The following is a 26,062-nucleotide window of genomic DNA, read 5'->3' on the forward strand; positions in this document are numbered from 1 at the left end:
ATGATCCCCGCGCTCCCCGACCTCCCGGTCCGCGCCGCACTCCCCGAGATCACCGCCGCTCTCGCGGCGGCCGGCTCGGCGGTGCTGGTCGCGCCGCCCGGCACCGGCAAGACCACCCTCGTGCCGCTGGCGTTGGCGGCCGAGCTGCCGGGGAAGGTCGCGGGAAAGATCATCGTGGCCGAGCCCCGCCGGCTCGCCGCCCGGGCCGCCGCCACGCGGATGGCGAGCCTGCTCGGGGAGGAGGTCGGGCGCACGGTCGGCTACGCCGTTCGCGGCGACGCCCGCAGGTCAGCGGCCACCCGCATCGAGGTCGTGACGTCGGGGCTGCTGCTGCGCAGGCTCGTCGCGGATCCCGAGCTCCCCGGTACCGCCGCGGTGGTGCTCGACGAGTGCCACGAGCGGCACCTGGACGCAGACCTGCTGCTCGCGCTCCTGCTGGACGCCCGCGACGGGCTGCGCCCGGACCTGCGGCTCCTGGCGACGTCGGCGACGGTCCGGACGCGGCGGCTCGCCGAGCTGCTCGGTGACGCGCCGGTGCTCGACGTGCCCGCACGCACGTTCCCCGTGAGCGTCCGGCACGTCCCGCCTGCCCGCGGCGAGCGGATCGAGGCCTGCGTGGCCCGCGCCGTGCGGGCCGCCCTCGACGAAGGCGGTACGGACGGCACGGGCGACGTGCTCGCGTTCCTGCCCGGCGTCGCCGAGATCCGGCGCACCGCGGACGCCCTCGCCGGGGTGGACGCGGACGTGCTGCCGCTGCACGGGCGCCTCCCGGTCGCGGAGCAGGACCGGGCGCTGCGGCCCGGCCCGCGCCGCCGGGTGGTCCTCTCCACGGCCGTCGCCGAGTCCAGCCTCACCGTGCCCGGGGTGCGCGCGGTGGTGGACGCCGGGCTCGCGCGCGTACCGCGCACGGACCACCGCCGCGGACTGGCCGGGCTGGTCACGGTCCGCGTGTCCGCCGCGGTGGCCGAGCAGCGGGCCGGACGAGCAGGCCGCGAGGCGCCGGGCCGGGTGCTGCGCTGCTGGCCGGAGGGCGAGCTGCTCGCACCCGAGCCGGAACCGGAGATCCGCACCGCCGACCTCACCCGGCTCGCGCTCGACCTCGCCTGCTGGGGCACCCCGGACGGCACCGGCCTGCGCTGGTGGGACGCACCGCCGGAGGGCCCGCTGCTGGCCGGTCGCGCGGTGCTGCGCGCGCTCGGGGCCCTCGCCGGGGACGGCGACGGCACCGTCACCGACCGGGGCCGCCGGATGGCCGAGCTCGGCCTGCACCCACGGCTGGCCCGGGCCCTCCTGGACGGCGCCCCCGCGGTCGGGCCGCGGGCGGCGGCGGAGGTGGTGGCCCTGCTGGACGACGACACTCTCGCCGCGGGCGTCGAGATCGACGTCGAGCTGCGCAGGCTGCGTTCCGGTGCTGCCCCGGGGGCGGGCCGGTGGCGGGCCGAGGTACGCCGGTTGGCGCGGCTCGTCGACGGTGGCGGCGGTGGACGGGACGACCCTGCCCTCGTCACCGCGCTCGCCCATCCGGAACGCCTGGCCCGCCGCCGCGCCCCCGGTTCCCGCCGCTACCTGATGGCGGGCGGCACCGCCGTCGAGCTACCGGCGGGAACGGCCCTGGCGGACCAGGAATGGCTCGCCGTCGCGGTGGCCGACCGCACCCCCGGCGCCGACCACGGCCGCGTCCGGCTCGCCGCCGCGGCTGATCAGGAGCTCGCGGTGCGCGCCGCGCCCGCGCTCGTGACGGAGGCGGACGAGGTGGCGTGGGTGCGCGGCGACCCTGCCGGGGTGGTGGCCCGGCACGTCCGGCGGCTGGGGGCGATCGTCCTCGACGAGCGCCGCATCGCCGATCCCCCACCCGATGCCCTGCGGGCGGCCCTGCTCGACGGCTTGCGCACCGAGGGCCCGGGCCTGCTCCGCTGGTCGGACGGCGCCCGCAGGCTGCGGGACCGGCTCGCCACGCTGCACCGCACGCTCGGCCCGCCGTGGCCGGACGTCTCGGACGAGGCCCTGCTCGCCGATCCCGACCGGTGGTGGACGGGGCAGCTGGCCTCGGCGCGCAGCCGCAGCGATCTGGCCCGCGTAGACGCGACGGGGGTGCTGCGCGGCCTCCTGGGCTGGCGCGAGGCGGCCGCCGTCGACGAGCTGGCACCCGAGCGGATCACGCTCCCGTCGGGTTCGCGGATCGCGCTCGACTACTCCGGTGAGCGGCCCGTGCTGGCGGTGAAGGTGCAGGAGGTGTTCGGCTGGACCGGCGCCCCGGCCGTGGCGGGCGGGAGGCTCCCGGTGCTGCTGCACCTGCTCTCGCCGGCCGGTCGCCCCGCCGCCGTCACGTCCGACCTGGAGACGTTCTGGGAGACGGGCTACCCGCAGGTCCGGGCGGAGCTGCGGGGCCGCTACCCGAAGCACGCGTGGCCGGAGGACCCGCGTACGGCACCGCCTCGCGTCAGCGGTCGCGGGCGAGGGCTTCCCGGGCGATGACGGCCTCCTCCTCGAGCGTGGGGACCTCCGTCACCGCCTCCGTCGCCTCTTCCGCCGGATCGCCCGCGCCGTCCAGCTCGACGCGGACCGTCTGCAGGAGCACCGCGCCCGCGAGCACGACGACCGCGCCCAGCAGGAACGGCACGTGCACGCTCACGTGTTCGGCGAGCAGACCCGCCGCGAACGGCGCGAGCCCGCCGCCGATGAACCGCACGAACCCGTACGTCGCCGACGCAACCGGCCGCGGCACCGGCGAGATGCTCATGACCGCCGTGGTGACGAGCGTGTTGTTCAGCCCGACGAACGCGCCCGACGCGATCACCGCCGCGATGACGACCCACCGCACGCCGGGGAACGTCCCGATCAGGGCGAGGACCACCGCCACGAGGACGAGGCACGCCGTGAGGGTGCGGGCCGTCCCGAAGTGCCGCTCCAGCCACGGCGCGCCGAACACCGCGAAGATCGCCACGAGCACGCCCCACGCGAAGAACACCGCGCCCAGCTGCAGCGCGTCGAGGCCCATCAGGAACGGCGCGTAGCCGAGCAGCGTGAAGAAGCCCCAGTTGTAGAGCAGGCCGGTGAGGCTCGTGGTGCGCAGGCTGCGGTGGCGCAGCGCGGCGAGGGGCTCCCGCAGGGACGAGCGCCGCTCCGGCGTCGGCGTCGGTGGCAGGAACACCACGGTCGCCACGAGCGCGATCAGCATGAGGACCGAGACGCCGAGGAACGGGCCGCGCCAGCTGATGTCGCCCAGCAGCCCACCGAGGAGCGGCCCGGTGGCGATGCCGACGCCGAGCGCGGTCTCGTAGAGCACGATCGCGCCGGCGAAGCCGCCGCTCGCCGACCCGACGATCACGGCGAGCGAGGTCGCGATGAACAGTGCGTTGCCCAGGCCCCAGCCTGCGCGAAAGCCGACGATCCCGGCGATGCTGTCCGCGGCACCCGCCGCCGCCGCGAACACAACGATGAGCACGAGGCCCGCGATCAGCGTGCGCTTCGCGCCGATCCGGCTGGACACCGCGCCCGTGACGAGCATCGCGACGGCCGTGACGACGAGGTAGCTGGTGAACAGCAGCTCCACCTGCGTGTGGCTGGCGTTCAGCTGCGTGGCGAGCGCCGGGAGGATCGGGTCGACGAGGCCGATCCCCATGAACGAGATGACGCACGCGAAGGCGACGGCCCACACGGCCCTCGGTTGCCGGAAGGGGCTGATCTCAGCGGTCACGACGCCCGAGTATAGATAGCTTTGCTAAGCATTTGCTGCGGCAGGATGGCGGGTGTGACGCACCCCTCCCCCACCTGCACGCTCGTCCAGCTCACCGACCTGCACGTCGTGGCGGACGGCGAGGAGCTGCCCGGCGGCGTCGACACCGCCGCCGTCCTCACGGACGCGTTGCGCGCCGTCGAGGAGGCCGCGATCAGCCCGGCCGCGCTCGTCCTCACCGGTGACCTCACCGAGCACGGCCGCCCCGCCCAGTACCGCCGCCTGCGCGCGATCGTCGAGCCCGTCGCGGCCCGCCTCGGCGCCCCGGCCGTGTACGCGGCCGGCAACCACGACGACCGCGCGGCCTTGCGCGAGCACCTGCTGGGCGAGCCGCCGTCCGACGAACCCCTCGACCACACCGTTCGGGTCGGCGATCTGCGGATCGTGGTGCTGGACAGCACCCTGCCCGGGCAGGCGCACGGCGCGCTGGCACCCGAGCAGCTGGCCCGGCTGCGCGCCGAGCTCGCCGAACCCGCACCCGGCGGCACCGTGCTGGCGCTGCACCACCCCCCGCTGCCGAGCGCGGCACCGCTGGCCGCCTCCATCCCCCTGCTCCGCCGCGACGACCTCGCGGCCGCGGTCGAAGGCACCGACGTGCGGCTCGTGCTGGCCGGGCACACCCACGTCGTCAGCGCGGGCACGCTCGGCGGGGTGCCGGTCTGGACCGGCGGGCCGCTTGCCACCACCCTCGACCCGTTCGCCCCCGGCGCCGCGCTGCGCGGGCTGGCCTCCCCGTCGGTGAGCCGGATCGACCTGTTCCCGGACGGGTTGATCACCACGAGCGTGCCGGTCGGCGCGCGGCGCACGTCGGACGTGCCGGCCGCGACGATGGAGCCGGCCATCGCGGCCTTCCACGCCGCCTGGGCCGAGCGGAGCGCGGTGTGACGGCCGTGAGGATCGCGCACCTCGTCCCCACCCTGCACCCGAACGGACCCGAGATCGGCCTCGTCGACCTGGCGAGCGCGGCGGGCGAGGCAGGCCTCGAGCTCGTGGTGATCGCCCTCGCCGCCACGTCGGACACCACGCACGTGAGCGCGCTGCGCCGGCTCGGCGTGCCGGTCGTCGAGCTGGGCCTCGCCCGATGGGACCCGCGGACCGTGGCGCGCACCGCGGCGCAGCTGCGGGCGCACGGGGCGCAGCTCGTGCACACCCACCTGCCGCCCGCGGACGTGGTCGGCGTCGCCGCGGCGGTCCGCAACCGCATCCCCGCGGTCTCCACGCTCCACCGGATCGAGAACATGCCGGCCGACCGCGGCGACCGGCTGAAGCGCACCGCGCGCATCGTCGCCCGGCGGCAGTTCGTGGCCCGCACGATCGCGATCTCCCGGGTCCAGCTCGAGTGGTACCGGGGCCTCACGGGCTCGGGCCGCAACCTCGTCGTCGTGCCGAACGGCGTGGCCGACCCGGGCGTTCCGGACCCCGCCGTTCGACGGGCCCGGCGGGCCGCCCTCGACGTCGCCGACCACGAGGTGCTGGTGGTCAGCAGCGCCCCGATGCGCCGCGGCGAGGGTCACGAGCTGCTGCTCGACGCCGTCGAGGCGCTGCCCGACGGGCTGCCGCTCGCGGTCGCGCTGGCCGGCGACGGCCCGCTGCGGCCGTGGCTGGAGTCGCGCGTCGACCGCAACGACGACCTGTCCGGCCGGGTCCGGTTCGTCCACCGCCACCAGGATCCCGCCGGGCTGCTCGCCGCCGCCGACCTCGTGGTGCACACCGCCCGGTCCGGGGCAGCGCCCACCGCGCTGCTGCGGGCGATGGCAGCGGGCGTGCCGGTGGTCGCCACCCGCGTGGGCGGCATCCCGGAGATCGTGGCGCCCGGGACCGGCGTCCTCGTCCCGATGAGCGCACCCGCGCTCGTCGACGCCCTCGTGGGCCTCACGGAGGACGACGAGAGGCGCGAGCGGATGGCCGCGTCGGCGCGGGCGCGCTTCCTCGCGGAGTACGGCGCGGTCGGCTGGGCACGGCGCCTGCGGGGCGTCTACGACGACGTGCTGGCGCGCACCTGAGCGAATGCGGTCGACGCGGACGCACGAGCGCAGCAGACTGCGATCTCGTGCTGCACGCAGACGCGCCGCCCGCCCTCCCGCCGTCGATCACCCTCCGGCGGTCGACCGCCGCCGACCTCCCGGCCATCGCCGAGGCGGACGGGCGCGCCTTCGGCCTCGACTACACCGACGAGCACCTGGAGGAGATCCGGGCGCTGTTCGACCCCGGCCGCCACCTCGTCGCCGAGGACGGGGGTGAGATCGTCGGGGTCACCGGGTCGTTCTCGTTCGACGTGACGCTGCCCGGCGGCGCCCTGCTCCCGGCCGAAGGGGTCTCGTGGGTGTCGGTGGCGGTCACGCACCGGCGGCTCGGCATCCTGCGGGCGCTCCTGACCGAGCAGCACCGCGGGTTCGTCGCGGACGGCCTGCCCGTCTCCCTGCTCACCGCCAGCGAAGGCGCCATCTACGGCCGGTTCGGTTACGGGATCGCCACCGAGCACCGCGAGGGCGAGATCAGCCGCCGGCGGGCCGCATTCCGGCCGGACGTGCCCGACCCGGGCGGGGTGCGCCAGGCCGGGGCGGACGAGATGCGCCGGACGGCCCCGGAGATCCACCGCCGGTGGGCGGCGCAGACCCCGGGTGCGCTCTCGCGCAGCGATACGTGGTGGGACCTGCACCTGGCCGACCGGCGGTGGCACCGGGACGGCGCGTCCGCGCTGTTCCACCTGGTCCACGCGGACGGTTACGTCTCGTACCGGATCGACCACGCCACGCAGACCTGCCGGATCTCGGACATGGCCACGGCCAGCGACGAGGCCTACATCGCGCTGTGGCGCACGGTGCTCGCCCTCGACCTCGTCGAGACCGTCTTCGCCCGTTCGCTCACCGCCTTCGAGCCGCTGCAGTACCTCCTCGCCGACCCCCGGCAGCTGCGCACCCCCAAGCAGTACGACGGGATGTGGGCCCGGGTGCTCGACGTTCCTGCAGCGCTGTCGGCGCGCCGGTACTCGACGGAGGTCGACGTCGTCCTCGACGTGCGCGACCCGTTCCTCGACCGGGGCGGTCGGTTCCGGCTGCGGGGCGGGCCGGACGGCGCCGAGTGCGCGGCGGCGGAGGCGGGCGCCCCGGTCGTCGGGATCGAGATGGCCGCGCTCGGCTCGCTGCTGTTCGGCGGCGCGCACGCAGGCTCGCTCGCCCGCGCCGGCCTGATCCACGCCGACGACCCGGCGGTCCTGCGCCGCGTCTCCACCGCTTTCCAGGGTGAACGCACGCCCCGGCACGGCACCGACTTCTGATCCGCATAGGGGCGGCGGGGCCGGGGTAGACCCGGAGCATGGCGTTCCAGGTGACCGAGGTACAGCGCGTCCTCAAGGGCGCCGACTACCCGATGGACGGCGACCAGCTCGCCGCACTCGCGAAGAAGAACGGCGCGGACGACGACCTCGTCGGAGCCCTGAAGGGCCTGGGCGAGGTCGACGGACCCAACGGCGTGATGAAGCAGCTCAAGGGAGACCTGGGCGGGTCGACGCCGGGTGGGAACAAGTCCGACCAGCGGGAGTACAAGGACGTCGAGGGCCCTGCGTTCCAGGTCAACGAGGTGCAGAAGTACCTCAAGGGTGCCGACTACCCGATGGACGGCAAGGAGCTCGCCGCGCTCGCCGAGAAGAACGGGGCGGGCGACGACCTCACGGGCGCGCTGAAGGGTGTGGGCCGGGCCAACGGGCCCAACGAGGTGATGAAGCAGCTCAAGGACCACCTCGGCGGCAAGCCCGGCGACTGAGCCCACCGCGCGGCGTGCCTCAGAGCAGCAGGAACAGCGCGATGAGGCACGCCGTCAGCACGATCGACAGCACCACGGAGCCGAGGCAACCGAGCCTGCGGCTGTAGAACGCAATCACCGGCCATGTGTACCCGCCCGCGGCGCCGTCCACCGCGGAGGCAAGCGGTTGTCGGGCGGAGTTGGGGCGGGTGATGGCGCTCTTCGGATTCCACGCATCCCACGAACAGGTACACCCCGGCGCACTGCTGACCGCAGTGCAGCGGGCCGAGGCGGCGGGGTTCGACGCCGCGATGTCGTCGGACCACCTCTCCCCGTGGAGCGCCCGCCAGGGCCAGTCGGCGTTCGCCTGGTCCTGGCTGGGCGCCGCGATGCAGGCGACGGCGCTGCCGTTCGGCGTCGTGAACGCGCCGGGCCAGCGCTACCACCCGGTGATCATCGCGCAGGCCATCGGCACGCTGTCCGCGATGTACCCGGGCCGGTTCTGGGCCGCACTTGGCACCGGCGAAGCGAGCAACGAGCACATCACCGGCGACCCGTGGCCGCGCAAGGAGACCCGCACCGCGCGACTGCGCGAGTGCGTCGACGTGATCCGCGCGCTGCTGCGGGGCGAGGAGGTCAGCCACGACGGCCTCGTCCGCGTGGACCGGGCACGGGTGTGGACGCTGCCGCCGGAGCCGCCACCGCTGGTCGGAGCCGCGGTGAGCGCGCGGACCGCGGCCTGGTGCGCCGAGTGGGCCGACGGGCTGATCACGATCAACCAGCCCGTGGAGACGCTGCGCGAGATCGTGTCCGCCTACCGGGACGCGGGTGGGCGCGGCCGGCTCCACCTGCAGGTGCACCTGAGCTGGGACCCCGACCCGGACCGCGCAGAGGCCATCGCCCACGACCAGTGGCGCAGCAACGTCTTCCCCCCGCCCGCCTGCTGGGACATCGACTCGGCCGCCGTGTTCGACGCCGTCTCCGAGCACGTCCCGCCCAGCGCGCTGCACGGCCCCGTCGTGATCTCCCACGACCTGGACCGGCACGCCGCGCAGCTCGCCGAGTACGCGGGCCTCGGGTTCGACGAGATCGCCCTGCACCACGTCGGCAAGGAACAGGAGGCGTTCGTGGACGCGTTCGGCAGCAAGGTCCTGCCGCAGCTGCGGGAGGGGACGGCGTGAGGCTCACGCGCACGTCCGACCTGTGGTGGAAGAACGCCGTCGTCTACTGCCTCGACATCGAGACCTTCGCCGACACCGACGGCGACGGCTGCGGCAACATCCAGGGGCTGATCCAGCGCATCGACCACCTCCACCGGCTCGGCGTCACCTGCCTCTGGCTGATGCCGTTCTTCCCCACCCCCGACCGCGACGACGGCTACGACATCATCGACTTCTACGGCGTCGACCCGCGCCTCGGCTCGCTCGGCGACATGGTCGAGCTGATCCGCACCGCCCGGGACCGCGGCATGCGGGTGATCGCCGACCTGGTCGTCAACCACACCTCCGCGCAGCACCCCTGGTTCCAGGACGCGCGCAGCAGCCGCGACTCGCGCTACCGCGACTGGTACGTGTGGCAGGACGAGCCGCCCGCCGACGGCCCGCAGGGCGTGGTGTTCCCCGACCAGGAGACCAGCCTCTGGGAGTACGACGAGGAGGCCGGCCAGTACTACCTGCACCGGTTCTACAAGCACCAGCCCGACCTGAACGTCGCCAACCCCGCGGTCCGCGACGAGATCGCGCGGATCATGGGGTTCTGGACGGAGCTGGGCATGTCCGGGTTCCGCGTCGACGCCGTGCCGTTCCTCATCGAGACGGCGGGCCAGGACGACGCGTCGGCCCTCCCCGACCCGCACGACTACCTCGCCGACCTCAGCGCGTTCCTGCGCCGCCGCAACGGGGAGGCGGTGCTGCTCGGCGAGGTCAACCTGCCCTACCCCGACACGATGGCGTTCTTCGGCGCCGACGACGGCGGTGGCGCCACGCGCGAGCTGACGATGTGCTTCGACTTCATCGGGATGCAGCACATGTACCTCGCACTCGCCCGCGGCGACGCCGAGCCGCTCGCCGAGAAGCTGCGCATCCGGCCCGATCCGCCGGAGGACGGCCACTGGGCGACGTTCGTGCGCAACCACGACGAGCTGACGCTCGACAAGCTCAGCGACTCCCAGCGCCAGGAGGTCTTCGCCGCCTTCGGCCCCGACGAGGACATGCAGCTCTACGGCCGCGGCCTGCGCAGGCGGCTCCCGCCGATGCTCGACGGCGACCAGCGGCGCATCCGGATGGTCTACAGCCTGCTGTTCAGCCTGCCCGGCACGCCGGTGCTGTTCTACGGCGAGGAGATCGGGATGGGCGAGGACCTGAGCCTGCCCGGACGGTTCGCCGTGCGCTCGGACATGGACTGGGACGCCACGACCGAGCAGCAGGCCGACCCCGACTCGCTGCTGAACTGGATGCGGCTGCTCGTCGACAGCTACCGCGCGTGCCCCGAGCTGGCATGGGGGCGCAGCTCCTACCTCGACCCCGGACCGGAGGCCCGGCCCGTGCTGGCCCACCGCTGCGACGCGGACGGCGCATCGGTGGTGGCGCTGCACAACCTCGCCGGCGCCGACGTCGACGCCGCACCGGTGCTGCCGGACCTCGCCGGGACGCAGCTCACCGACGTCCTCGACCCGCGCGCGAAGCCGGTCCCCGTCGCCGAGGACGGGCGCTTGGCCATCACGCTGCCGCCGTACGGGTGCCGCTGGCTCCGCTCGGCCGACGGCGTGGCCCTGCCCAGCTGAGAGGTCGAGGCCACCACGAACCGGGCACCTCCGCCGATCGACCAGCCGTTTGATCGGGTCGGCCCGTTCACGCGGCCTCTAAGGTGGGCGGTTGTGCCCGACACCGCGATCCCGGACCCCCTGGCCCCCGTCCCGCGGCTCGACGCGGCGAGCGTGCTCGAGCAGTTGCGCACCGCCACCGGCACCGGCCTGGAGCTGATCGGGCCGCTGCCGGGCGGCGAGGTCGGAGCGGCCCTGGTCCGCTGGCCGGACGGCCACGACGGCGTGCTCACGCACTGGGGCGACGCATCGGACGAGGCGTGGGCACACGTGCAGCGGACGGCCGAGCTGCTCGACGTCGCCCGCCACGCCGGGATCCCCGCGCCCCGCTACGAGCTCGTCACGCGGCTGCCCGACCGGATCGCCGTGGTGCAGGAGCGGCTGCCCGGCGAGCCGCCGTCCCGCGTCGACCTCGCCATGGTCGAGCACCTCGTCGCCATCGCCCGGCGCGGCGCCGACCTCCTGCAGGACAGGCCCGACGTCCCGGCGGCCGAGCTGTACCTGCTGCGCAGCGGCCCCGGCTTCTGCCTGCACCAGCCGCTCGCCCAGTACGACGACCGCACCCGCCGCCTGCTCGACCTCATCCGCCGCATCGGCACCGAGTCACCGCACCGGATGGGCGGTGACGATCTCGTGCACACCGACTTCCACCCCGGCAACGTGCTGGTCGACCGCACCGGTGCCGTCACCGGCGTCGTCGACTGGGACGGCGTCGGCCGCGGTGACCACCGCTTCGCCCTCGTCACCCTGCGCTTCGACCTGGCCGTGCCCGGCGTCGACGCCCAGGACCGCTCGGCCCGCTCCGCCGCGGCCCGGTGGCTGGACAACCGCATCGACGAGCTCATCGACCCGGCCACCCTGCGCGCCTACTGGGCGCACATGGGGCTGCGACTGGTCGACTGGGCCATCCGCCACCACGGCCCCGACGAGGTGAACCGCTGGCTGACGGTCGCGGCGTCGCGCCTGGGGTAGCGCGCGCCGTTCAGGCCGATCTCGCGGTGGTGCGCCAGCGGCCGGGGGCCACGCCGTGGTGGCGCTTGAAAGCGGCGGCGAACGAGAACTCGGACCCGTAGCCGAGCGAGCGGGCGATCGCGGCCAGGCTCGCGTCGCCGGTGCGCAGGTGCTCGCGAGCCAGCGCCATCCGCCAGTCCGTGACGTACCCGAGCGGGGCGATGCCGAGCAGCTGCGTGAAGCGGCGGGCGAACGTCGCCCGTGACAGCGACGCCTCCGCCGCCAGTGCGGCCACCGTCCACTCCCGCTGCGGGTCGGCGTGGATCGCGCGCAACGCCGCTGCGATCGCCGGGTCGGCCATGCCGCGGAACCAGGAGGGGGCGGCGTCCAGATCGGCCGCGAGCTGCTCCCGCAACGCCTGCACGAGGATCACGTCCAGCAGGCTGTCCAGCAGCGCCTGCTGGCCGGGCCCCTGCCGCATGAGCTCGCCCGCGAAGACGTCGAGCGTGGCGCGCAGGCTGTCCCCGGTGCACGGGCGCACGACGGTCAGAGCCGGCAACCCGGCCAGCAGACCGGCGCAGAGATCGCCCTCGAAGCGGTAGGCGCCGCAGAAGAACGTGGTCGGGTCGCCCGCCCCCGAGCCGAAGCTCATCCGGAGCGCGCCCCCGGAGGGTGGTGCGGACGCCGGGTGGTTCTCGAACGGCACGAGGCCGGCCCCGGGCTCGTGACCCATGTGGTGCTGCGACGGACCCCGGATCAGGACGACGTCGCCGGGCAGCACCCGGCGTGCCCCGTGGGGCCGGTCGGTCCAGGCGTAGGCCTCACCGCTGAGGATCCCGTGGATGGCGAGCTGCGTTGCCGGCGGGAAGCGCACCCCCCACTCACCGCGCGCCGTGGAGTGCGAGAACGCCGCCCCGCGCGCCCGGGAGCGCTGCAGCATGTCGGTGAGCACGTCCACGAGATGAGACGATGCCACATCTTTCCGCGCCGATCCAGCATGGATAACGGCATCAGCCGCGCGTTGCATGGGCGACGTCCAAATCACGATGAGGAGCGGCGAGATGCCACTTGCAGTGCAGTTCGAGAAGTACGGCGACATCGACGTCCTCGAGGTCCGCGAGGTGCCGACCCCGCGGCCCGGACCGGGTGAGGTGCTGGTCCGCGTCAGGGCGGCCGGGCTCAACCCCGGCGAGAACGCGATCCGCCTCGGCGCGTTCCACGACACGTGGCCCGCCACCTTCCCCTCCGGCCAGGGCAGCGACCTCGCCGGGCGCGTCGAGGAGCTCGGGGCGAACGTGTCGAACTGGTCGGTCGGCGACGAGGTGATCGGCTGGGTCGACACCCGCGCCAGCCACGCCGAGCTGGTCGTGGTGCCCGCCGAGCAGCTGGTCCGCAGGGACCCCGCGGTGCCGTGGGAGGTGGGTGGCGCGCTGTTCGTCGCCGGGACGACCGCGCACGCCGCCGTCCGCGCGGTCGGCGCCGGCCAGGGCGACACGATCGTCGTCGCCGGCGCGGCGGGCGGCGTGGGATCCCTCGCGGTGCAGCTGGCCAGGCGCGCCGGGGCCACGGTGATCGGGCTGGCGAGCGAGCCCAACCACGCCTGGCTGGCCGATCACGGCGTCGTCGCGGTGACCCACGGCGACGGCGTCGCCGACCGCGTCCGAGCGGCCGCACCCGGTGGTGTCGACGCGTTCGTCGACACCTTCGGCGGCGGCTACGTCGACCTCGCGCTCGGGCTCGGGGTCGCGAAGGACCGCGTCAACACCATCATCGACTTCGCAGCCGCGGCGCGCACGGGGGTCAGGAGCGCCGGGAACATGGACGCGGCGAGCGCCGAGGTCCTGGAGGACCTCGCCAAGCTCGTCGCGGCGGGCGAGCTCGACGTCCCGATCGCGGCGTCCTACCCGCTGACCGAGGTCCGCGCGGCGTACCGGCAGCTCATGCAGCGGCGCACCCGGGGCAAGATCGTTCTGCTGCCGTGACTCGGGGTGGCCGTGACCGACGCGCACCCGTACGGGTACGGATCCACATCACGCGGATCCGGGACCGTGCGGGGCGCGCGCGAATGGCATCGTGTCGCCCGTGACCCCCGCACAGAACTCCGCCGCCGTCGTCACCGGCGCCGCCCGCGGCTTCGGCCGCGAGATCGCCCGCCGGCTCGTGGCCCGCGGCCACCGGGTGCTGATCACCGACCTCGACGCCGATGCGGTCACCGCCACCGCGGCCGAGCTGGGCGTGGCCGCGGTGCCGGCGGACGCGCGCGTGCCGGCCGACCACGCCAAGGTCGCGGCGGCGGCCGCCGAGCTCGGGCCGGTCGGCGTGTGGGTCAACAACGCGGGCGTGCTGCGGGCGGGCCGGGTGTGGGAGCAGCCCGAACAGGACGTCACCCTGCAGGTCGAGGTGAACCTGCTCGGCGTCGTGCACGGCTCGCGCGCCGCCGTCGAGGCGATGCGGGAACACGGTGGGCACCTGCTCAACATCGCGTCGATGTCGTCGCACGGACCGGTGCCGGGGCTCGCGGTCTACGCCGCGACGAAGGCGGCGGTGCTCAGCTTCACCACCAGCCTGCAGGGCGAGCTGGACCTCGCGCGGCTGCCGATCCGCGCCCACGCGCTCTGCCCGGACGCCGCCGACACCGCGCTCGTGCGCGACGAGCAGGCCAGCCCCGACTCGGCGATGCTGTTCTCGCAGAAGGCACTCCTCACCCCGACCGCAGTCGCCGACGCGGCCGTCGCGCTGCTCGACGGCCGCCGCGTCGTGCGCTCGATCCCGACATACCGGGCCGGTGCGATGCGCGTGGCGGGCGCGCTGCCCCGGTTGGGGCTGCCGGTGCTCGCCCGGCTGCGCGCACAGGGCGACCGGCGGCGGGTCGGGGGCTCGTGACCAGGCGGCACGACCACGACGCGGGCGGCGACCCGGAGCTGCTCGCGGCCAAGGCCGCCCTGCGCGACGAGGTGTGGACGGCGCTGTCCGAGGCGCGGGTGGCCCGGTTCCCGGGAGCCCGCAACCGCATCTCCAACTTCACCGGCGCCGAAGCGGCGGCCCGGCGGCTGGCCGAGACCGAGGTCTGGCGGGCAGCAACCACCGTCAAGGCGAACCCCGACTCGGCGCAGCTGCCGGTGCGCCGGCGGGCCCTGGAGGACGGCAAGACCGTCTACATGGCGGTGCCGCGCCTCGCCGAGACCGAGCCGTTCTTCCTGCTCGACCCCGACCACCTCGCCGACCCGCCCCGGCGCGCCGCGTCCATCGCCGGGGCGACGCGCTCCGCGAGGCGGGTGGCCGTGGCCGACCTGGCCCCGGTCGACCTCGTCGTGAGCGGCTGCGTCGCCGTCGGCGAGGACGGCGCGCGGCTGGGCAAGGGCGGCGGCTTCGCCGACCTGGAGTTCGCACTCGCCACGGCCGCCGGGCTGGTCGGCCCGGAGACGCTGGTGGTCACCACCGTGCACGAGCTGCAGGTGCGCCCCGCCGGGGCGATCCCGACCGCGGCCCACGACGCGCCGGTCGACCTCGTCGTCACCCCGGACCGGGTGATCGACTGCCGGGAGCGGCGCGGGCCCCGGCCCGTCGACGGCATCCGCTGGTCCGAGCTCACGCAGGAGAAGATCGAGGCGATCCCGCTGCTGCGGGCGCTCGCGAAGGAGGCAGTCCGATGACGAGTACCACGAGCGTGCGGCTCGCCTACGGCGAGACGGGGCTGTCGGTGGACCTGCCGGCCGACCGCACCACCGTCGTCGAGCCCGTCTACGTACCGGGCGCGCCCGACCAGCGGGAGGTGCTGCGAAGCGCACTCCGGGAGCCGGTCGCCGGGCCGCCGCTGCGCGAGCTGGCCCGGCCCGGGCAGCGCGTCGCGATCTCGATGTGCGACGGCACCCGCGCGCAGCCCCGGCACCTGATGATCCCCGCCGTGCTCGAGGAGCTGGACGGGGTGATCGACCTCGACGACGTCGTGGTCATCGTCGCCACCGGCACCCACCGCGGCAACACCGAGTCCGAGATCCGGACGATGCTCGGCGACGAGGTCGCGGACACCGTGCACGTGGTCAACCACGACGCCCGCGACCCGTCGCTGCTCGTGCACCTCGGCACCCACGGCAACGGCGTGCCGGTGTGGCTGAACCGCCACTGGGTGGAGGCCGACCTGCGGATCACCACCGGGTTCGTCGAGCCGCACTTCTTCGCCGGCTTCAGCGGCGGGCCCAAGCTGGTGGCCCCCGGCCTCGCCGGGCTGGACACCGTGCTCACCCTGCACGACGCCCGGCGCATCGGGCACCCGAACGCCACCTGGGCGGTGTGCGAGGGCAACCCGGTGCACGACGACATCCGGGCGGTCGTCGGCGCCGTCGGCCGCGTCGACTTCGCCCTGGACGTCGTGCTCAACCGCGAGCAGCAGATCGTCGAGGCGTTCGGCGGCGAGCTGTTCGCCATGCACGCCGCCGCGCGGGAGGCGGCGAGGCGGCTCGCGATGCGCCCGGTGCCCGGCCGGTTCGACGTGGTCGTGACGACGAACGCGGGCTTCCCGCTCGACCAGAACCTCTACCAGTCGGTGAAGGGCATGACCGCGGGCGCGACGGTCGTGCGGGACGGCGGCACGATCGTCTGCGCGGCCGAGTGCCGCGACGGGTTCCCCGACCACGGCTCCTACCGGGAGGTCCTGGAGTCGGCCCCGTCCCCCCGCGCGCTGCTCGACGCCATCGAGGCCCGGCCGGAGACCGTGCCCGACCAGTGGCAGGTGCAGGTGCAGGCCAAGGTGCAGACCATGGCCCGAGTGGTGATGCACACGTCGTACCTGTCGGACGAGGCACTGGCCGCCGCCCACCTCGAGCAGACCGCCGACGTCGCAGGCACCGTCGCGGAGGCGCTGGGGGCCGCCGGACCGGACGCACGGGTCTGCGTCCTGCCCGAGGGCCCCCAGACGATCCCCTACCTGGCCTGAGGGCCGTCGCGGTCAAGGCCTCACCGGGTCAGGCCTTCCGAGTCAGGGCCTCCTGTCTCAAGGTCTACCTCTCCCTGGGGCCACCTGACGGCGCCGCGCATTGTGCGGGGACGCCCCTCACAGCTCAAGGGCGCTGCGCGTCGCTTCGCGAGCGCTTCGCGCCCCTTGACCTGCGAGCCTCTGCGGCCCCTTGAGGGCAGCTTTGCGGGCAGGCCCAAGGGCCTGCCCTCCTTGGTGCGCGGCGCCGCCAGGAGGCCGGTGTCGGGCGTCTCCTTGTCCCGGTCCCTCGTGCACCCGGTTTCGGCTCACGCGCCCCGTTTCGGTCCATGCGACCGGTCGACGGGGTGCATCAGCCGAGAAGGGGTGCGTGAGCTGTGAAGATCACCAGTTGGGTGCGTTTTCCGACGCAGGGCGTCGGGTTTCGCGCCGAAACGCCGATCATGCCCGTGAGACCGGCCTTCGGTGGCGCCGCGCGCCGAACGGGCAGGCCCGGGGCCTGCCCGCGAAGCGGGCCCTCAGGGGCCGTAGAGGCTCGCGGGTCAAGGGTCGCGTAGCGATCGCGGCAGCGACGCGCAGCGCCCTTGAGGCGTGAGGGGCGGCCCCGCACGATGCGCGGCGCCACCGAAGGCCCGGTGGGGGTGGGCCTGGGCGTACGCGGAGCCCGCGAGTCGCGGCCCGGGTGCAGACGAGTCGCGGGCAGCCCGGTGCCTGGCATCCTCGGTACATGGGCTACCAGCTGCTCGCCGAGCTGGTGATGGCGCTGCACTTCGGGTTCCTCGCCTACGTCGCGCTCGGCGGGTTCCTCGCCTGGCGCCACCTGTGGGCGATCATCCCGCACGCGGCGGCGGTGCTGTGGGGCGCGCTGACCGCCACGGTCGGGATCCCGTGCCCGCTGACGGCGTGGGAGGACGCCGCGCGCCGGCGGGTGGGCGAGCTGGGTCTCCCACGCGGCTTCATCGACACCTACCTCACCGGCGTCGTCTACCCGGAGGAGCACCTGCTCACGGCGCAACTGCTGGTGGCCGCGCTCGTGCTGGTGTCGTGGACGGGGCTCGTGCTGCGGCTGCGCCGGAGCGCGGTGGTCTGACTAGTGGTCCGGGTCGCGGTCCGATCCCTTCTCCGCCCACTCCCGGTCGGCCCGGTCGGCGGCCTCGGTGCGCTCGCGGGCGATCTCCAGGGCCCGCGCCGCGGTCTCCTGGTCCGGGTAGGGCCCGAGCCGGTCGGCGGAGCGGCAGCCGTCCCACGGCTCCACCCGGTTGTGCTTGAGGCAGTAGAACCATTGCTCGTCAGCCATACCGCGAAGCGTGTCACCTCAGGTCGGCTCCCGCAGGAGTCGTGCATGCGAGCATTGGCGCCATGGTGGAACCCGCTCAAGCCCCCGTGATGACCGACGTCGCGCGGTTGGCCGGCGTGTCCCACCAGACCGTCTCCCGCGTCGTCAACGGATCACCGCACGTGAGCGAGTCGACCCGCGCCCGCGTCCTGGCCGCCATGGAGGAGCTCGGCTACCGGCGCAACGCCGTGGCGCGCGCCCTCGCCACCCGCCGCTCCGGCGCCCTCGGCGTGATCACGTTCGACACGGTGCTCTACGGGCCGGTCAGCACGCTCTACAGCATCGAGCAGGCGGCCAGCACGGTCGGCATGGGCGTGAGCATCGCGGTGGTGGAACGGATCAGTTACGAGGCCGTCGAGCGGGCACTCGTCCGGCTGCAGGACCAGTCCGTCGAGGGGGTCGTGGCGCTCGCCGCCCAGCTCGACGCCGTGGACGTCCTCACCGCCAAGCTGCGGCCAGTGCCCACCGTGTTCGTCGGCGGCCTGCTCGGCGGCGGGGCAGGCGGCGAGGTCCCGTCGGTGCCCGCCATCGGCATCGACCAGCGCGGCGGCGCGGCCCGCGCCACCCGTCACCTCCTGGAGCTGGGCCACCGCACCGTCCACCACGTGGCCGGCCCCGCCGACTGGCTCGACGCCCGCTGGCGCGTCGAGGGCTGGCACTCGGCGCTCGCCGAGGCCGGCGCGCCCGTCACCACGCCGGAGGCGGGCGACTGGAGCGCCCGCTCCGGCTTCGCGGCGATGCAGCGCCTCCTCACCGCCGATCCCGGGCTCACGGCCGTCTTCGCTGCCAACGACCACATGGCGCTCGGCGCCCTGCGCGCCCTCGACGAGGCCGGCCGCCGCGTGCCGGAGGACGTCAGCCTGGTCGGATTCGACGACGTCCCGGAGGCAGAGTTCTTCCGCCCGCCGCTCACCACCGTGCGCCAGCACTTCCCCGAGGCGGGCCGGCGCGCCGTGCGCCTGCTGCTCGAGATCATCCGGCCGGACGAGGCCGGGGACTTCCCGCCCGACGACGGATCCGACCTGGTGCCCACCGACCTCGTCCTGCGCCGCAGCACCGGCCCGGCCTGAGCGCCGGCGACCCGACTACCTGGGATATCAGAGGAGTCGCCCCAGCGGCTTGACAAGCCCCCCGCCCGCCCTCGATTGTGAGCGCTAACAATGCCGTTCGACGGGAGAGAGCACCGTGGTCAGTCCGCACACCGCACCGGGCGCCGTCACCGTCGGCATCGACTTCGGCACGCTGTCGGGGCGGGCAGTCGTCGTCCGCGTCTCGGACGGGGCGGAGCTGGCGAGCGCCGTGCACCCCTACCCGCACGGGGTCGTCGACCACACCCTGCCGGCCACCGGGGCGCAGCTGCCGCCCGACTGGGCCCTGCAGATGCCCGCCGACTGGATCGAGGTGCTCAAGGTCGCCGTGCCTAAGGCGGTGGCCGCGGCGGGCGTCGACCCGCGCGACGTGATCGGCGTCGCCACCGACTTCACCGCGTCGACGGTGCTGCCCACGCTCACCGACGGCACCCCGCTCTGCGACCTGCCCGAGTTCGCCGACCGCCCGCACGCCTACCCGAAGCTGTGGAAGCACCACGCCGCGCAGGGCCAGGCCGACCGGATCACGAAGGTCGCCGAGGAGCGCGGCGAGGCGTGGCTCGCCCGCTACGGCGGGCGGATCTCCAGCGAGTGGGAGTTCGCCAAGGCGCTGCAGCTGCTCGAGGAGGACCCGGAGCTCTACGCCCGTACCGAGCGCTGGGTCGAGGCGTGCGACTGGATCGTCTGGAAGCTGTGCGGCACCTACGTCCGCAACGCCTGTGTCGTCGGCTACAAGGGCATCTACCAGGACGGGCACCACCCCGACCGGGAGTACCTCGCCGCGCTGAACCCCGACTTCGCCGACTTCGTCGCCGACAAGCTGGACCACCCGATCGCCCAGCTCGGTGACCGCGCGGGTGGGCTCACCGCCGAGGCGGCCGCCTGGACCGGCCTGCCGGAGGGCATCGCGGTCGCGGTCGGCAACCTCGACGCGCACGCCACCGTCCCGGCCGCGCAGGCCCTCGACCCCGGCCAGATGGTCGCGATCATGGGCACGTCCACCTGCCACGTGATGGTCTCCGACCGGCTCGGCGAGGTGCCCGGCATGTGCGGCGTCGTCGACGGCGGCGTGGTCACGGGCATGTGGGGCTACGAGGCCGGGCAGAGCGGCGTCGGCGACATCTTCGGCTGGTTCGTCGAGACGTCCGTGCCGCCGGAGTACCACCAGCGAGCGGCCGAGCGCGGGATCGACATCCACACCCTGCTCACCGAGCTCGCCGCCGGGCAGGAGGTGGGCGAGCACGGGCTCGTCGCGCTCGACTGGCACTCCGGCAACCGCTCCGTGCTCGTCGACCACGAGCTCTCGGGCGTGGTCGTCGGCCAGACGCTCGCCACCCGGCCCGAGCACACCTATCGCGCCCTGCTCGAGGCCACCGCCTTCGGCACCCGCACGATCATCGAGTCCTTCGAGGCGTCCGGTGTGCCGGTGCGGGAGCTGGTGGTCGCGGGCGGTCTGCTGAAGAACAAGTTCCTCATGCAGCTCTACGCGGACGTCTGCAACATGCCGCTCTCGACGATCGTCTCCGATCAGGGCCCGGCCCTCGGCGCCGCCATCCACGCCGCCGTCGCCGCGGGCGCCTACCTGGACGTGCGCGCCGCCGCGGCCGCCATGGGCGGCGTCAACAGCAACGCATACACCCCCGACCCCGAGCGCGCCCGCGCCTACGACGCGCTCTACGCCGAGTACCAGCGCCTGCACGACTACTTCGGACGAGGAGAGAACGATGTACTGCACCGGTTGCGCGCGATCCGACGGGCGGCGGTGAAGGGCAAGTGACAGCGATCCCCGAGTCCGCGAAAGCCGCGGTCGACGAGCTGCGCGAGCGCGTCGCCGCCCTGCACTCCGAGCTGGTGCGCTACGGCCTCGTCGTGTGGACGGCGGGCAACGTCTCGGCCCGGGTGCCCGGCCACGACCTGATGGTGATCAAGCCGAGCGGCGTGTCCTACGACGACCTGTCCGCCGAGCGGATGGTGGTGTGCGACCTCGACGGCAAGCTCGTCGAGGGCGACTACTCCCCCTCCAGCGACACCGAGGCGCACGCCCACGTCTACCGGCACATGCCCGAGGTGGGCGGCGTCGTGCACACGCACTCCGGCTACGCGAGCGCGTGGGCCGCGCTCGGCGAGCCGATCCCCTGCGTCCTCACGGCGATGGCCGACGAGTTCGGCGGCCCGATCCCGCTCGGCCCGTTCGCCCGCATCGGCGACGACGCGATCGGCCGCGGCATCGTCGACACCCTCACCGGCCACCGCTCCCGTGCGGTGATCATGAAGAACCACGGCGTGTTCTCGATCGGGCCGGACCCGAAGGCCGCGGTGAAGGCGGCCGTGATGTGCGAGGACGTCGCCCGCTCGACGTTCATCGCTCGCCAGATGGGCCCGCTCCGGCCGATCCCGCAGGACGACGTCGACGCGCTCTACGACCGCTACCAGAACGTCTACGGCCAGCAGGGGAGCTCCAAGTGACCGGTCGGGTGTGGTTCCTCACCGGGAGCCAGGGGCTCTACGGCGAGGAGACGCTGCAGCAGGTCGCGCAGCAGTCGCAGGAGATCGCCAAGGAGCTCGGGGCGGCCCTGCCCGTCGAGCTCGCCTGGAAGCCGGTCCTCACCGACTCGCCCGGCATCCACCAGACCATGCTCGCGGCGAACGCCGACCCGGACTGCATCGGCGTGATCGCGTGGATGCACACGTTCTCGCCCGCGCGGATGTGGATCCACGGCCTGGATGCCCTGCAGAAGCCGCTGCTGCACCTGCACACGCAGGCCAACCAGGCGCTGCCGTGGTCCACGATCGACATGGACTTCATGAACCTGAACCAGGCCGCCCACGGCGACCGGGAGTTCGGCTACATCGAGGCCAGGCTCGGGGTGGTCCGCAAGATCGTCGCCGGGCACGTCTCCGACGCGGTCGTGCAGGGCAAGGTCGCCTCGTGGACCCGCGCGGCCCGGGGCTGGGCGGAGGTCCGCTCGCTTCGGCTCGCCCGCTTCGGCGACACCATGCGCGACGTCGCCGTCACGGAAGGGGACCGCACCGAGGCGCAGTGGCGCTGGGGCGTCACGGTCAACGGCTACGCGGTCACCGACCTCGCCGACGCCGTGCACGCGAGCCTCGACGCCGAGGTCGACCGCCTCGTCGCCGAGTACGAGGAGCGCTACGAGGTCGTCCCGGAGCTGCGGCGGGGCGGCGAGCGGCACGAGTCGCTCCGCTACGGCGCACGGATCGAGCTGGGCCTGCGCGCGTTGCTCGACAAGACGGGCGCGAAGGCGTTCACCACCAACTTCGAGGACCTCGGCGCGCTGCGCCAGCTCCCGGGCCTCGCCGTGCAGCGGCTGATGGCCGAGGGCTACGGGTTCGCGGGCGAGGGCGACTGGAAGACGGCCACGCTGCTGCGCACGTTGAAGGTCGCGGCCGAGGGCCTTCCCGGCGGCACGTCCTTCATGGAGGACTACACCTACCACCTCGGCCCGGGCAGGCCGAAGGTGCTGGGCGCCCACATGCTCGAGGTGTGCCCGACGATCGCGGCCGCCACCCCCCGCGTGGAGATCCACCCGCTCGGCATCGGCAACCGCGAGGACCCGGTCCGCATGGTGTTCGACGCCGAGCCGGGCGAGGCCGTCGTCGTCGGCATGTCGGACATGGGCGACCGGTTCCGGCTCGTGCTCAACGAGATCGACGTGGTGCCGGCCGACGAGCCGCTGCCCAAGCTGCCCGTCGCCCGGGCGGTGTGGGAGCCACGACCGGACCTCGCCACATCGGCGGAGACCTGGATCATGGCGGGTGGCCCGCACCACACGGTCCTCTCCACGGCCCTGTCCACCGATGAGGTCGCCGACCTCGCCGAGTTCGCCCGCACCGAGCTCGTCGTGATCGACGCCGACACGCAGGTACGCCGGTTCCAGCAGGAGCTGCGCTGGAACCAGGCCTACTACCGGCTCGCCGGCGCCCTGTAGACAGTGCTCATGGACGTCATGTGGCTGCGCAGCAGCGCGCTCGAGGTCGGCGTGATCACGTACGGGGCGCGGATCGTCGCGGTCCGCACCCCGGACCGCGACGGGACGTGGGGCGGCATCGCACTCGGCCTCGCCGACCTCGACGCGTACCGCCGCGACCCCGCGTACCTCGGCGCGTGCGTGGGCCGCTACGCCAACCGGATCGCCGGCGCGCGGTTCACCCTCGACGGGGTCGAGTACCGGATCCCGCCGAACGAGGGTGAGAACGCGCTGCACGGAGGGCCGGGCGGTTTCGAGTCCGCGGAGTGGGTCACCGACGGGCCGGACGGCTCGTCGGTGACGCTCCGGCACACCAGCCCGGACGGCGACAACGGCTTCCCCGGCACGCTCTCCGCCGCCGTCACGTACACGGTGGACGGCCCGGAGCTCTCCATCGAGCACACCGCCACCACGGACGCGCCGACGGTGGTGAACCTGACCAACCACGCGTACTGGAACCTCGCGGGCGGCGGCAGTGCCGAGGACCACGAGGTGCAGCTGCACGCCGGCCGCGTCCTGCCGGTCGACGGCGAGTCGCTGCCCACCGGCCCGCCGATCCCGGTCGACGGCACCCCCCTGGACTTCCGCTCCCCAGCGCGGCTCGGCGCCCGGATCCGGGACGGCCACCCGCAGCTCGTCGCGGTGCGCGGGCACGATCACACCTACGTGCTCGATGACGCACCCGGCGAGCTGCGGGCCGCCGCCCGCGTGGTGGAGCCGCGCACCGGCCGCACCCTCGAGCTGCGCACCGACCAGCCGAGCGTGCAGTTCTACACCGGCAACATGCTGGACGGCACGCTCGTGCTCGGCGATGGCAGAACGGCTCGCCAGGCCGACGCGTTCTGCCTGGAGGCGCAGGGCTTCCCCGACGCCCCCAACCACCCCGACTACCCCTCCACCGTCCTGCGGCCCGGCGAGGAGTACCGCTCCCGGATGGTCTTCACGTTCGGCACGGTGTAGCCGGGGTCGACCACCGGACGCTCACGGCGAGAGGCTGCTCGACGGGCGAGGGGGTCGCTCGGGCGACGGGTTCACCTCTTCATCGACCACCGGTGGCTTCAGGAAGCCGGTCGCCCATGCGGCCACGGCGGCGATCACGGCGATCACGATGCCGGTCAGCACCGCGGCCGAGGTCGTGGAGGTCTCGATCGCCCGCCCGCCGGCGATCGAGCCCAACGCGACGCCCACGTTGGCAGCGGATGCGGGCAGGGACTGCGCGAGCGAGCCACCGGGGCCGGCCAGGCTCACCACCCGGTACTGGAGTGAGGGCGCCGTTCCGCCGACGAACAGGCCCAGTGCCGCGAGTGCCAGCATCGCGAGGAACGCCGCCGCGCCGACGAGGTACAGCGCCAGCAGGGCCGCCAGTGCGCCGGTGGCCCCGACGACCAAGGTGCGTGCAGCGTTGGCGTCGGCGAACCGTCCGCCCGCGAACGAGCCGATCGCCGTGGCTGCGCCGTACGCCAGGAGGAAGGCGCTGATCAGTGCGCCGGAGACGCCGGTGACGCTCTCCAGGAACGGCACGATGTAGGTCAGCGCCGAGAACACCGCCCCGAACACCAGGACGGCCAGCAGCAGCACCGCGAGCACCCGCGGAGCGAACGCGTACCGGGCCTGGTCCCCCGCGCCGCCACCCGTGCTCGGCACCGACGGCACCACCACCAGCGAGGCGATCAGTGCGACCGCGCTGAGCACGACGATCGCGACGAACGAGCCGCGCCATCCCAGCGCCTGGCCGACCAGCGTGCCCAGCGGCACGCCGAGCGCCGCCGACACCGCGACGCCGGAGAAGACCACCGACATCGCCCGGCCCCTGCGCTCGGGCGGCACGACTGCCGTCCCGGCCGCGAACGCGCCGGCGATGAACAGGCCCTGGAACGCACCGGCGCCGACACGTGCGGCGAGGAACGAGCCGTAGTCGGGGGTCAGCACCGCGACCACGTTGGCCACGACGAACAGGAGGAGGGACCCGACGAGGACGTGCCGCCTGTCCGACCTGATCGCCAAGGCGGTCAGGATCGGTCCGCCGATGGCCAGGCCGGCCGCGTAGGCGGTCACCAGGGTGCCGGCCGCGGGGATGGAGACCCTGAGGTCGGCCGCGACCAGGTTCAGCACCCCGACCACGAGCAGCTCGGCACTGCCGAGGACGAACGTGCCGAGGAACAGCGTGGCGAGGACGAGGTTCGCCCTCCCCTTGCTCGGCGGCGCTTGCGCGGTGCTCATCCGCTCGGTCACGCCGTCAGGGAAGCGATGCCGGCGCGTACCTCACGGGCGAAGATCTCGGGCTGTTCGAAGGCCGCGAAGTGCCCGCCGCGCTCGGCGGCGCGGTAGTAGCGCAGGTCGCTGAACCGCGTCCCCAGCCAACGCTCGCTGAACGCGAAGATCTCTTCGGGGAACTGCGTGTACGCGGTGGGGATCCGCACCGGATGTTCCGGCTCGGTGCTGAGGTACCGGGCGTTCTCCCAGTACATCCGGGCCGATGATGCTGCGCTGTTGGTCAGCCAGTAGATCATGACGTTGTCCAGCAGGTCGTCCCGCGACACCGCGTTCTCCGGGTGACCGTCGCAGTCGGTCCAGGCGTAGAACTTCTCCACGATCCAGGCGAGCTGGCCGGCCGGGGAGTCGGCGAGCGGGTACCCGATCGTCTGCGGGCGGGTGGACTGCTGGGCCCCGTAGCCGTTCTCCTCGGCGAAGAACCGGTTCGTCCTGGCCAGCATCTCCCGCTCCTGCTCGGTCGGCTCGCCCAGTTGGAGGAGCGCCTCCGGTGAGGCGAGCGCGACGTTGAGGTGCACCCCCAACAGGCCCTCGAAGGCGCCGGCGGCCATTGCGGTGGTCACCGCCGAGCCCCAGTCACCGCCTTGTGCGTAGTAGCGCGGGTATCCGAGGTGACCCATCAGCTCGTGCCAGGCGCCGGCGATCCGCTCGATCCCGATACCGGGCCGGGACGGCTTGTCGCTGAAGCCGAAGCCGGGCAGCGCCGGGACCACGACGTGGAACGCGTCGGCCGCCGAGCCGCCGTGGCTCTCCGGGTCGGTCAGCGGCCCGATCACGTCCAGGAACTCCACGACCGAGCCCGGCCAGCCGTGCGTCATGATCAGCGGACGGGCCTGCTCGTGCGGGGAGCGGACGTGCAGGAAGTGGATGCCCAGGTCGCCGATCGTGGCGTGGAACTGGGGGAACGCGTTCAGCCGTGCGGCCAGCCGCTGCATGTCGTACTCGTTCGCCCAGTACTCGCACAGCTCCTGGGTGTAGCTCAGCGGGATGCCCTGCGACCAGTCGTCCACGGTCTCCGGCTCGGGCCAGCGGGTGCGGGCCAGCCGATCGCGCAGATCGGCGATCTCCGCGTCGGTGATCTCTGTCCGGAAGTCGCGTACCTGGACCGTTGCGGTTCTCATGCGGGGTGGCTGTCCTTCGTGGGGTGGGACGCGATCGCTGACGGCCGGAGCCGAAGATCATCGCTGTCGTGCATCTGC

At 74.0% G+C, this 26,062-nt stretch carries 23 protein-coding genes; 18 read left to right on the plus strand and 5 right to left on the minus strand.

Translation table 11 applies throughout. The features are described 5' to 3' along the window. Entirely contained in the window at positions 1–2,475 is a 2,475-nt protein-coding gene (gene hrpB / locus FB388_RS16055; protein WP_142101737.1) for an ATP-dependent helicase HrpB, read from the plus strand. On the opposite strand, the gene FB388_RS16060 is transcribed toward hrpB, so the two are convergent. Continuing rightward, entirely contained in the window at positions 2,441–3,697 is a 1,257-nt protein-coding gene (locus tag FB388_RS16060; protein WP_142101739.1) for an MFS transporter, read from the minus strand. The genes hrpB and FB388_RS16060 overlap by 35 nt on opposite strands. A 54-nt stretch (positions 3,698–3,751) precedes the next feature. Between FB388_RS16060 and FB388_RS16065 the strand changes: the two genes are divergently transcribed. The 7 genes from FB388_RS16065 (at position 3,752) to FB388_RS16095 (ending at position 11,270) form a co-directional block, all read left to right on the plus strand. Then, positions 3,752–4,621 carry a metallophosphoesterase family protein gene (locus FB388_RS16065; RefSeq protein ID WP_170225633.1) on the plus strand — a complete coding sequence of 290 codons (870 nt, stop codon included), beginning with the start codon at positions 3,752–3,754 and terminating at the stop codon, positions 4,619–4,621. Continuing rightward, complete coding sequence (locus tag FB388_RS16070) at positions 4,618–5,739, plus strand: glycosyltransferase family 4 protein (protein WP_246121966.1); 1,122 nt, start codon at positions 4,618–4,620, stop codon at positions 5,737–5,739. Before FB388_RS16065 ends, FB388_RS16070 begins: the two co-directional genes overlap by 4 nt. A 47-nt stretch (positions 5,740–5,786) precedes the next feature. Next, positions 5,787–7,013, plus strand: a complete 1,227-nt coding sequence (locus tag FB388_RS16075; protein WP_170225634.1) for a GNAT family N-acetyltransferase — start codon at positions 5,787–5,789, stop codon at positions 7,011–7,013. A 50-nt stretch (positions 7,014–7,063) separates the two neighbouring features. Further along, positions 7,064–7,498: a DUF2795 domain-containing protein gene (locus tag FB388_RS39945; protein ID WP_246121967.1), complete on the plus strand. Its 435-nt coding sequence runs from the start codon at positions 7,064–7,066 to the stop codon at positions 7,496–7,498. A gap of 191 nt (positions 7,499–7,689) precedes the next feature. After that, positions 7,690–8,658: a TIGR03885 family FMN-dependent LLM class oxidoreductase gene (locus tag FB388_RS16085; protein ID WP_142101745.1), complete on the plus strand. Its 969-nt coding sequence runs from the start codon at positions 7,690–7,692 to the stop codon at positions 8,656–8,658. Continuing rightward, positions 8,655–10,259 carry an alpha-amylase family protein gene (locus tag FB388_RS16090; RefSeq protein WP_142101747.1) on the plus strand — a complete coding sequence of 535 codons (1,605 nt, stop codon included), beginning with the start codon at positions 8,655–8,657 and terminating at the stop codon, positions 10,257–10,259. Before FB388_RS16085 ends, FB388_RS16090 begins: the two co-directional genes overlap by 4 nt. A gap of 93 nt (positions 10,260–10,352) precedes the next feature. Then, the gene (locus FB388_RS16095) at positions 10,353–11,270 is read left to right on the plus strand and encodes a phosphotransferase family protein (protein ID WP_170225635.1); all 918 of its coding nucleotides are present in this window, start codon (positions 10,353–10,355) and stop codon (positions 11,268–11,270) included. Between the two features lie 10 nt (positions 11,271–11,280). Here FB388_RS16095 and FB388_RS16100 read toward each other — a convergent pair whose 3' ends face one another. Then, complete coding sequence (locus FB388_RS16100) at positions 11,281–12,207, minus strand: AraC family transcriptional regulator (protein WP_170225636.1); 927 nt, start codon at positions 12,205–12,207, stop codon at positions 11,281–11,283. 103 nt (positions 12,208–12,310) lie between these two features. Here FB388_RS16100 and FB388_RS16105 point away from each other — a divergent pair, with 103 nt between their 5' ends. From FB388_RS16105 to FB388_RS16125, 5 genes are all read left to right on the plus strand, one after another. Then, positions 12,311–13,231, plus strand: a complete 921-nt coding sequence (locus FB388_RS16105; RefSeq protein ID WP_142101753.1) for an NADP-dependent oxidoreductase — start codon at positions 12,311–12,313, stop codon at positions 13,229–13,231. A 100-nt stretch (positions 13,232–13,331) separates the two neighbouring features. Beyond that, a complete protein-coding gene (locus FB388_RS16110) occupies positions 13,332–14,132 on the plus strand; it encodes an SDR family oxidoreductase (RefSeq protein ID WP_142101755.1) in 801 nt (266 codons plus the stop codon). Next, positions 14,129–14,902, plus strand: coding sequence for a 5-formyltetrahydrofolate cyclo-ligase (locus FB388_RS16115; protein WP_142101758.1), 774 nt, complete (start codon positions 14,129–14,131; stop codon positions 14,900–14,902). Before FB388_RS16110 ends, FB388_RS16115 begins: the two co-directional genes overlap by 4 nt. After that, entirely contained in the window at positions 14,899–16,182 is a 1,284-nt protein-coding gene (larA, locus tag FB388_RS16120) for a nickel-dependent lactate racemase (RefSeq protein ID WP_142101760.1), read from the plus strand. Before FB388_RS16115 ends, larA begins: the two co-directional genes overlap by 4 nt. A gap of 724 nt (positions 16,183–16,906) precedes the next feature. Continuing rightward, a complete protein-coding gene (locus FB388_RS16125) occupies positions 16,907–17,269 on the plus strand; it encodes a DUF2784 domain-containing protein (RefSeq protein WP_142101762.1) in 363 nt (120 codons plus the stop codon). Here FB388_RS16125 and FB388_RS16130 read toward each other — a convergent pair whose 3' ends face one another. Then, entirely contained in the window at positions 17,270–17,476 is a 207-nt protein-coding gene (locus tag FB388_RS16130; protein ID WP_142101764.1) for a hypothetical protein, read from the minus strand. Positions 17,477–17,538: 62 nt separating this feature from the next. Between FB388_RS16130 and FB388_RS16135 the strand changes: the two genes are divergently transcribed. The 5 genes from FB388_RS16135 to FB388_RS16155 all read left to right on the plus strand — a co-directional run bounded on the left by FB388_RS16135 (position 17,539) and on the right by FB388_RS16155 (position 23,552). Then, a complete protein-coding gene (locus tag FB388_RS16135) occupies positions 17,539–18,585 on the plus strand; it encodes a LacI family DNA-binding transcriptional regulator (protein ID WP_211361940.1) in 1,047 nt (348 codons plus the stop codon). A 115-nt stretch (positions 18,586–18,700) separates the two neighbouring features. Beyond that, entirely contained in the window at positions 18,701–20,380 is a 1,680-nt protein-coding gene (araB, locus tag FB388_RS16140) for a ribulokinase (protein WP_142101766.1), read from the plus strand. Positions 20,381–20,385: 5 nt separating this feature from the next. Beyond that, a complete protein-coding gene (locus FB388_RS16145; RefSeq protein ID WP_211362074.1) occupies positions 20,386–21,069 on the plus strand; it encodes an L-ribulose-5-phosphate 4-epimerase in 684 nt (227 codons plus the stop codon). Continuing rightward, entirely contained in the window at positions 21,066–22,553 is a 1,488-nt protein-coding gene (gene araA, locus FB388_RS16150; RefSeq protein WP_142101770.1) for an L-arabinose isomerase, read from the plus strand. Before FB388_RS16145 ends, araA begins: the two co-directional genes overlap by 4 nt. A gap of 9 nt (positions 22,554–22,562) precedes the next feature. After that, entirely contained in the window at positions 22,563–23,552 is a 990-nt protein-coding gene (locus FB388_RS16155; protein WP_142101772.1) for an aldose epimerase family protein, read from the plus strand. 21 nt (positions 23,553–23,573) lie between these two features. Here FB388_RS16155 and FB388_RS16160 read toward each other — a convergent pair whose 3' ends face one another. Further along, positions 23,574–24,824, minus strand: coding sequence for an MFS transporter (locus FB388_RS16160; RefSeq protein WP_246121968.1), 1,251 nt, complete (start codon positions 24,822–24,824; stop codon positions 23,574–23,576). After that, positions 24,821–25,984, minus strand: a complete 1,164-nt coding sequence (locus FB388_RS16165) for an epoxide hydrolase family protein (protein WP_142101774.1) — start codon at positions 25,982–25,984, stop codon at positions 24,821–24,823. Before FB388_RS16165 ends, FB388_RS16160 begins: the two co-directional genes overlap by 4 nt. Between the last annotated feature and the right edge of the window lie 78 nt (positions 25,985–26,062).

The sequence above is a fragment of the Pseudonocardia cypriaca genome, assembly GCF_006717045.1.
In the GTDB taxonomy this organism is placed as follows: Bacteria; Actinomycetota; Actinomycetes; order Mycobacteriales; family Pseudonocardiaceae; genus Pseudonocardia; species Pseudonocardia cypriaca.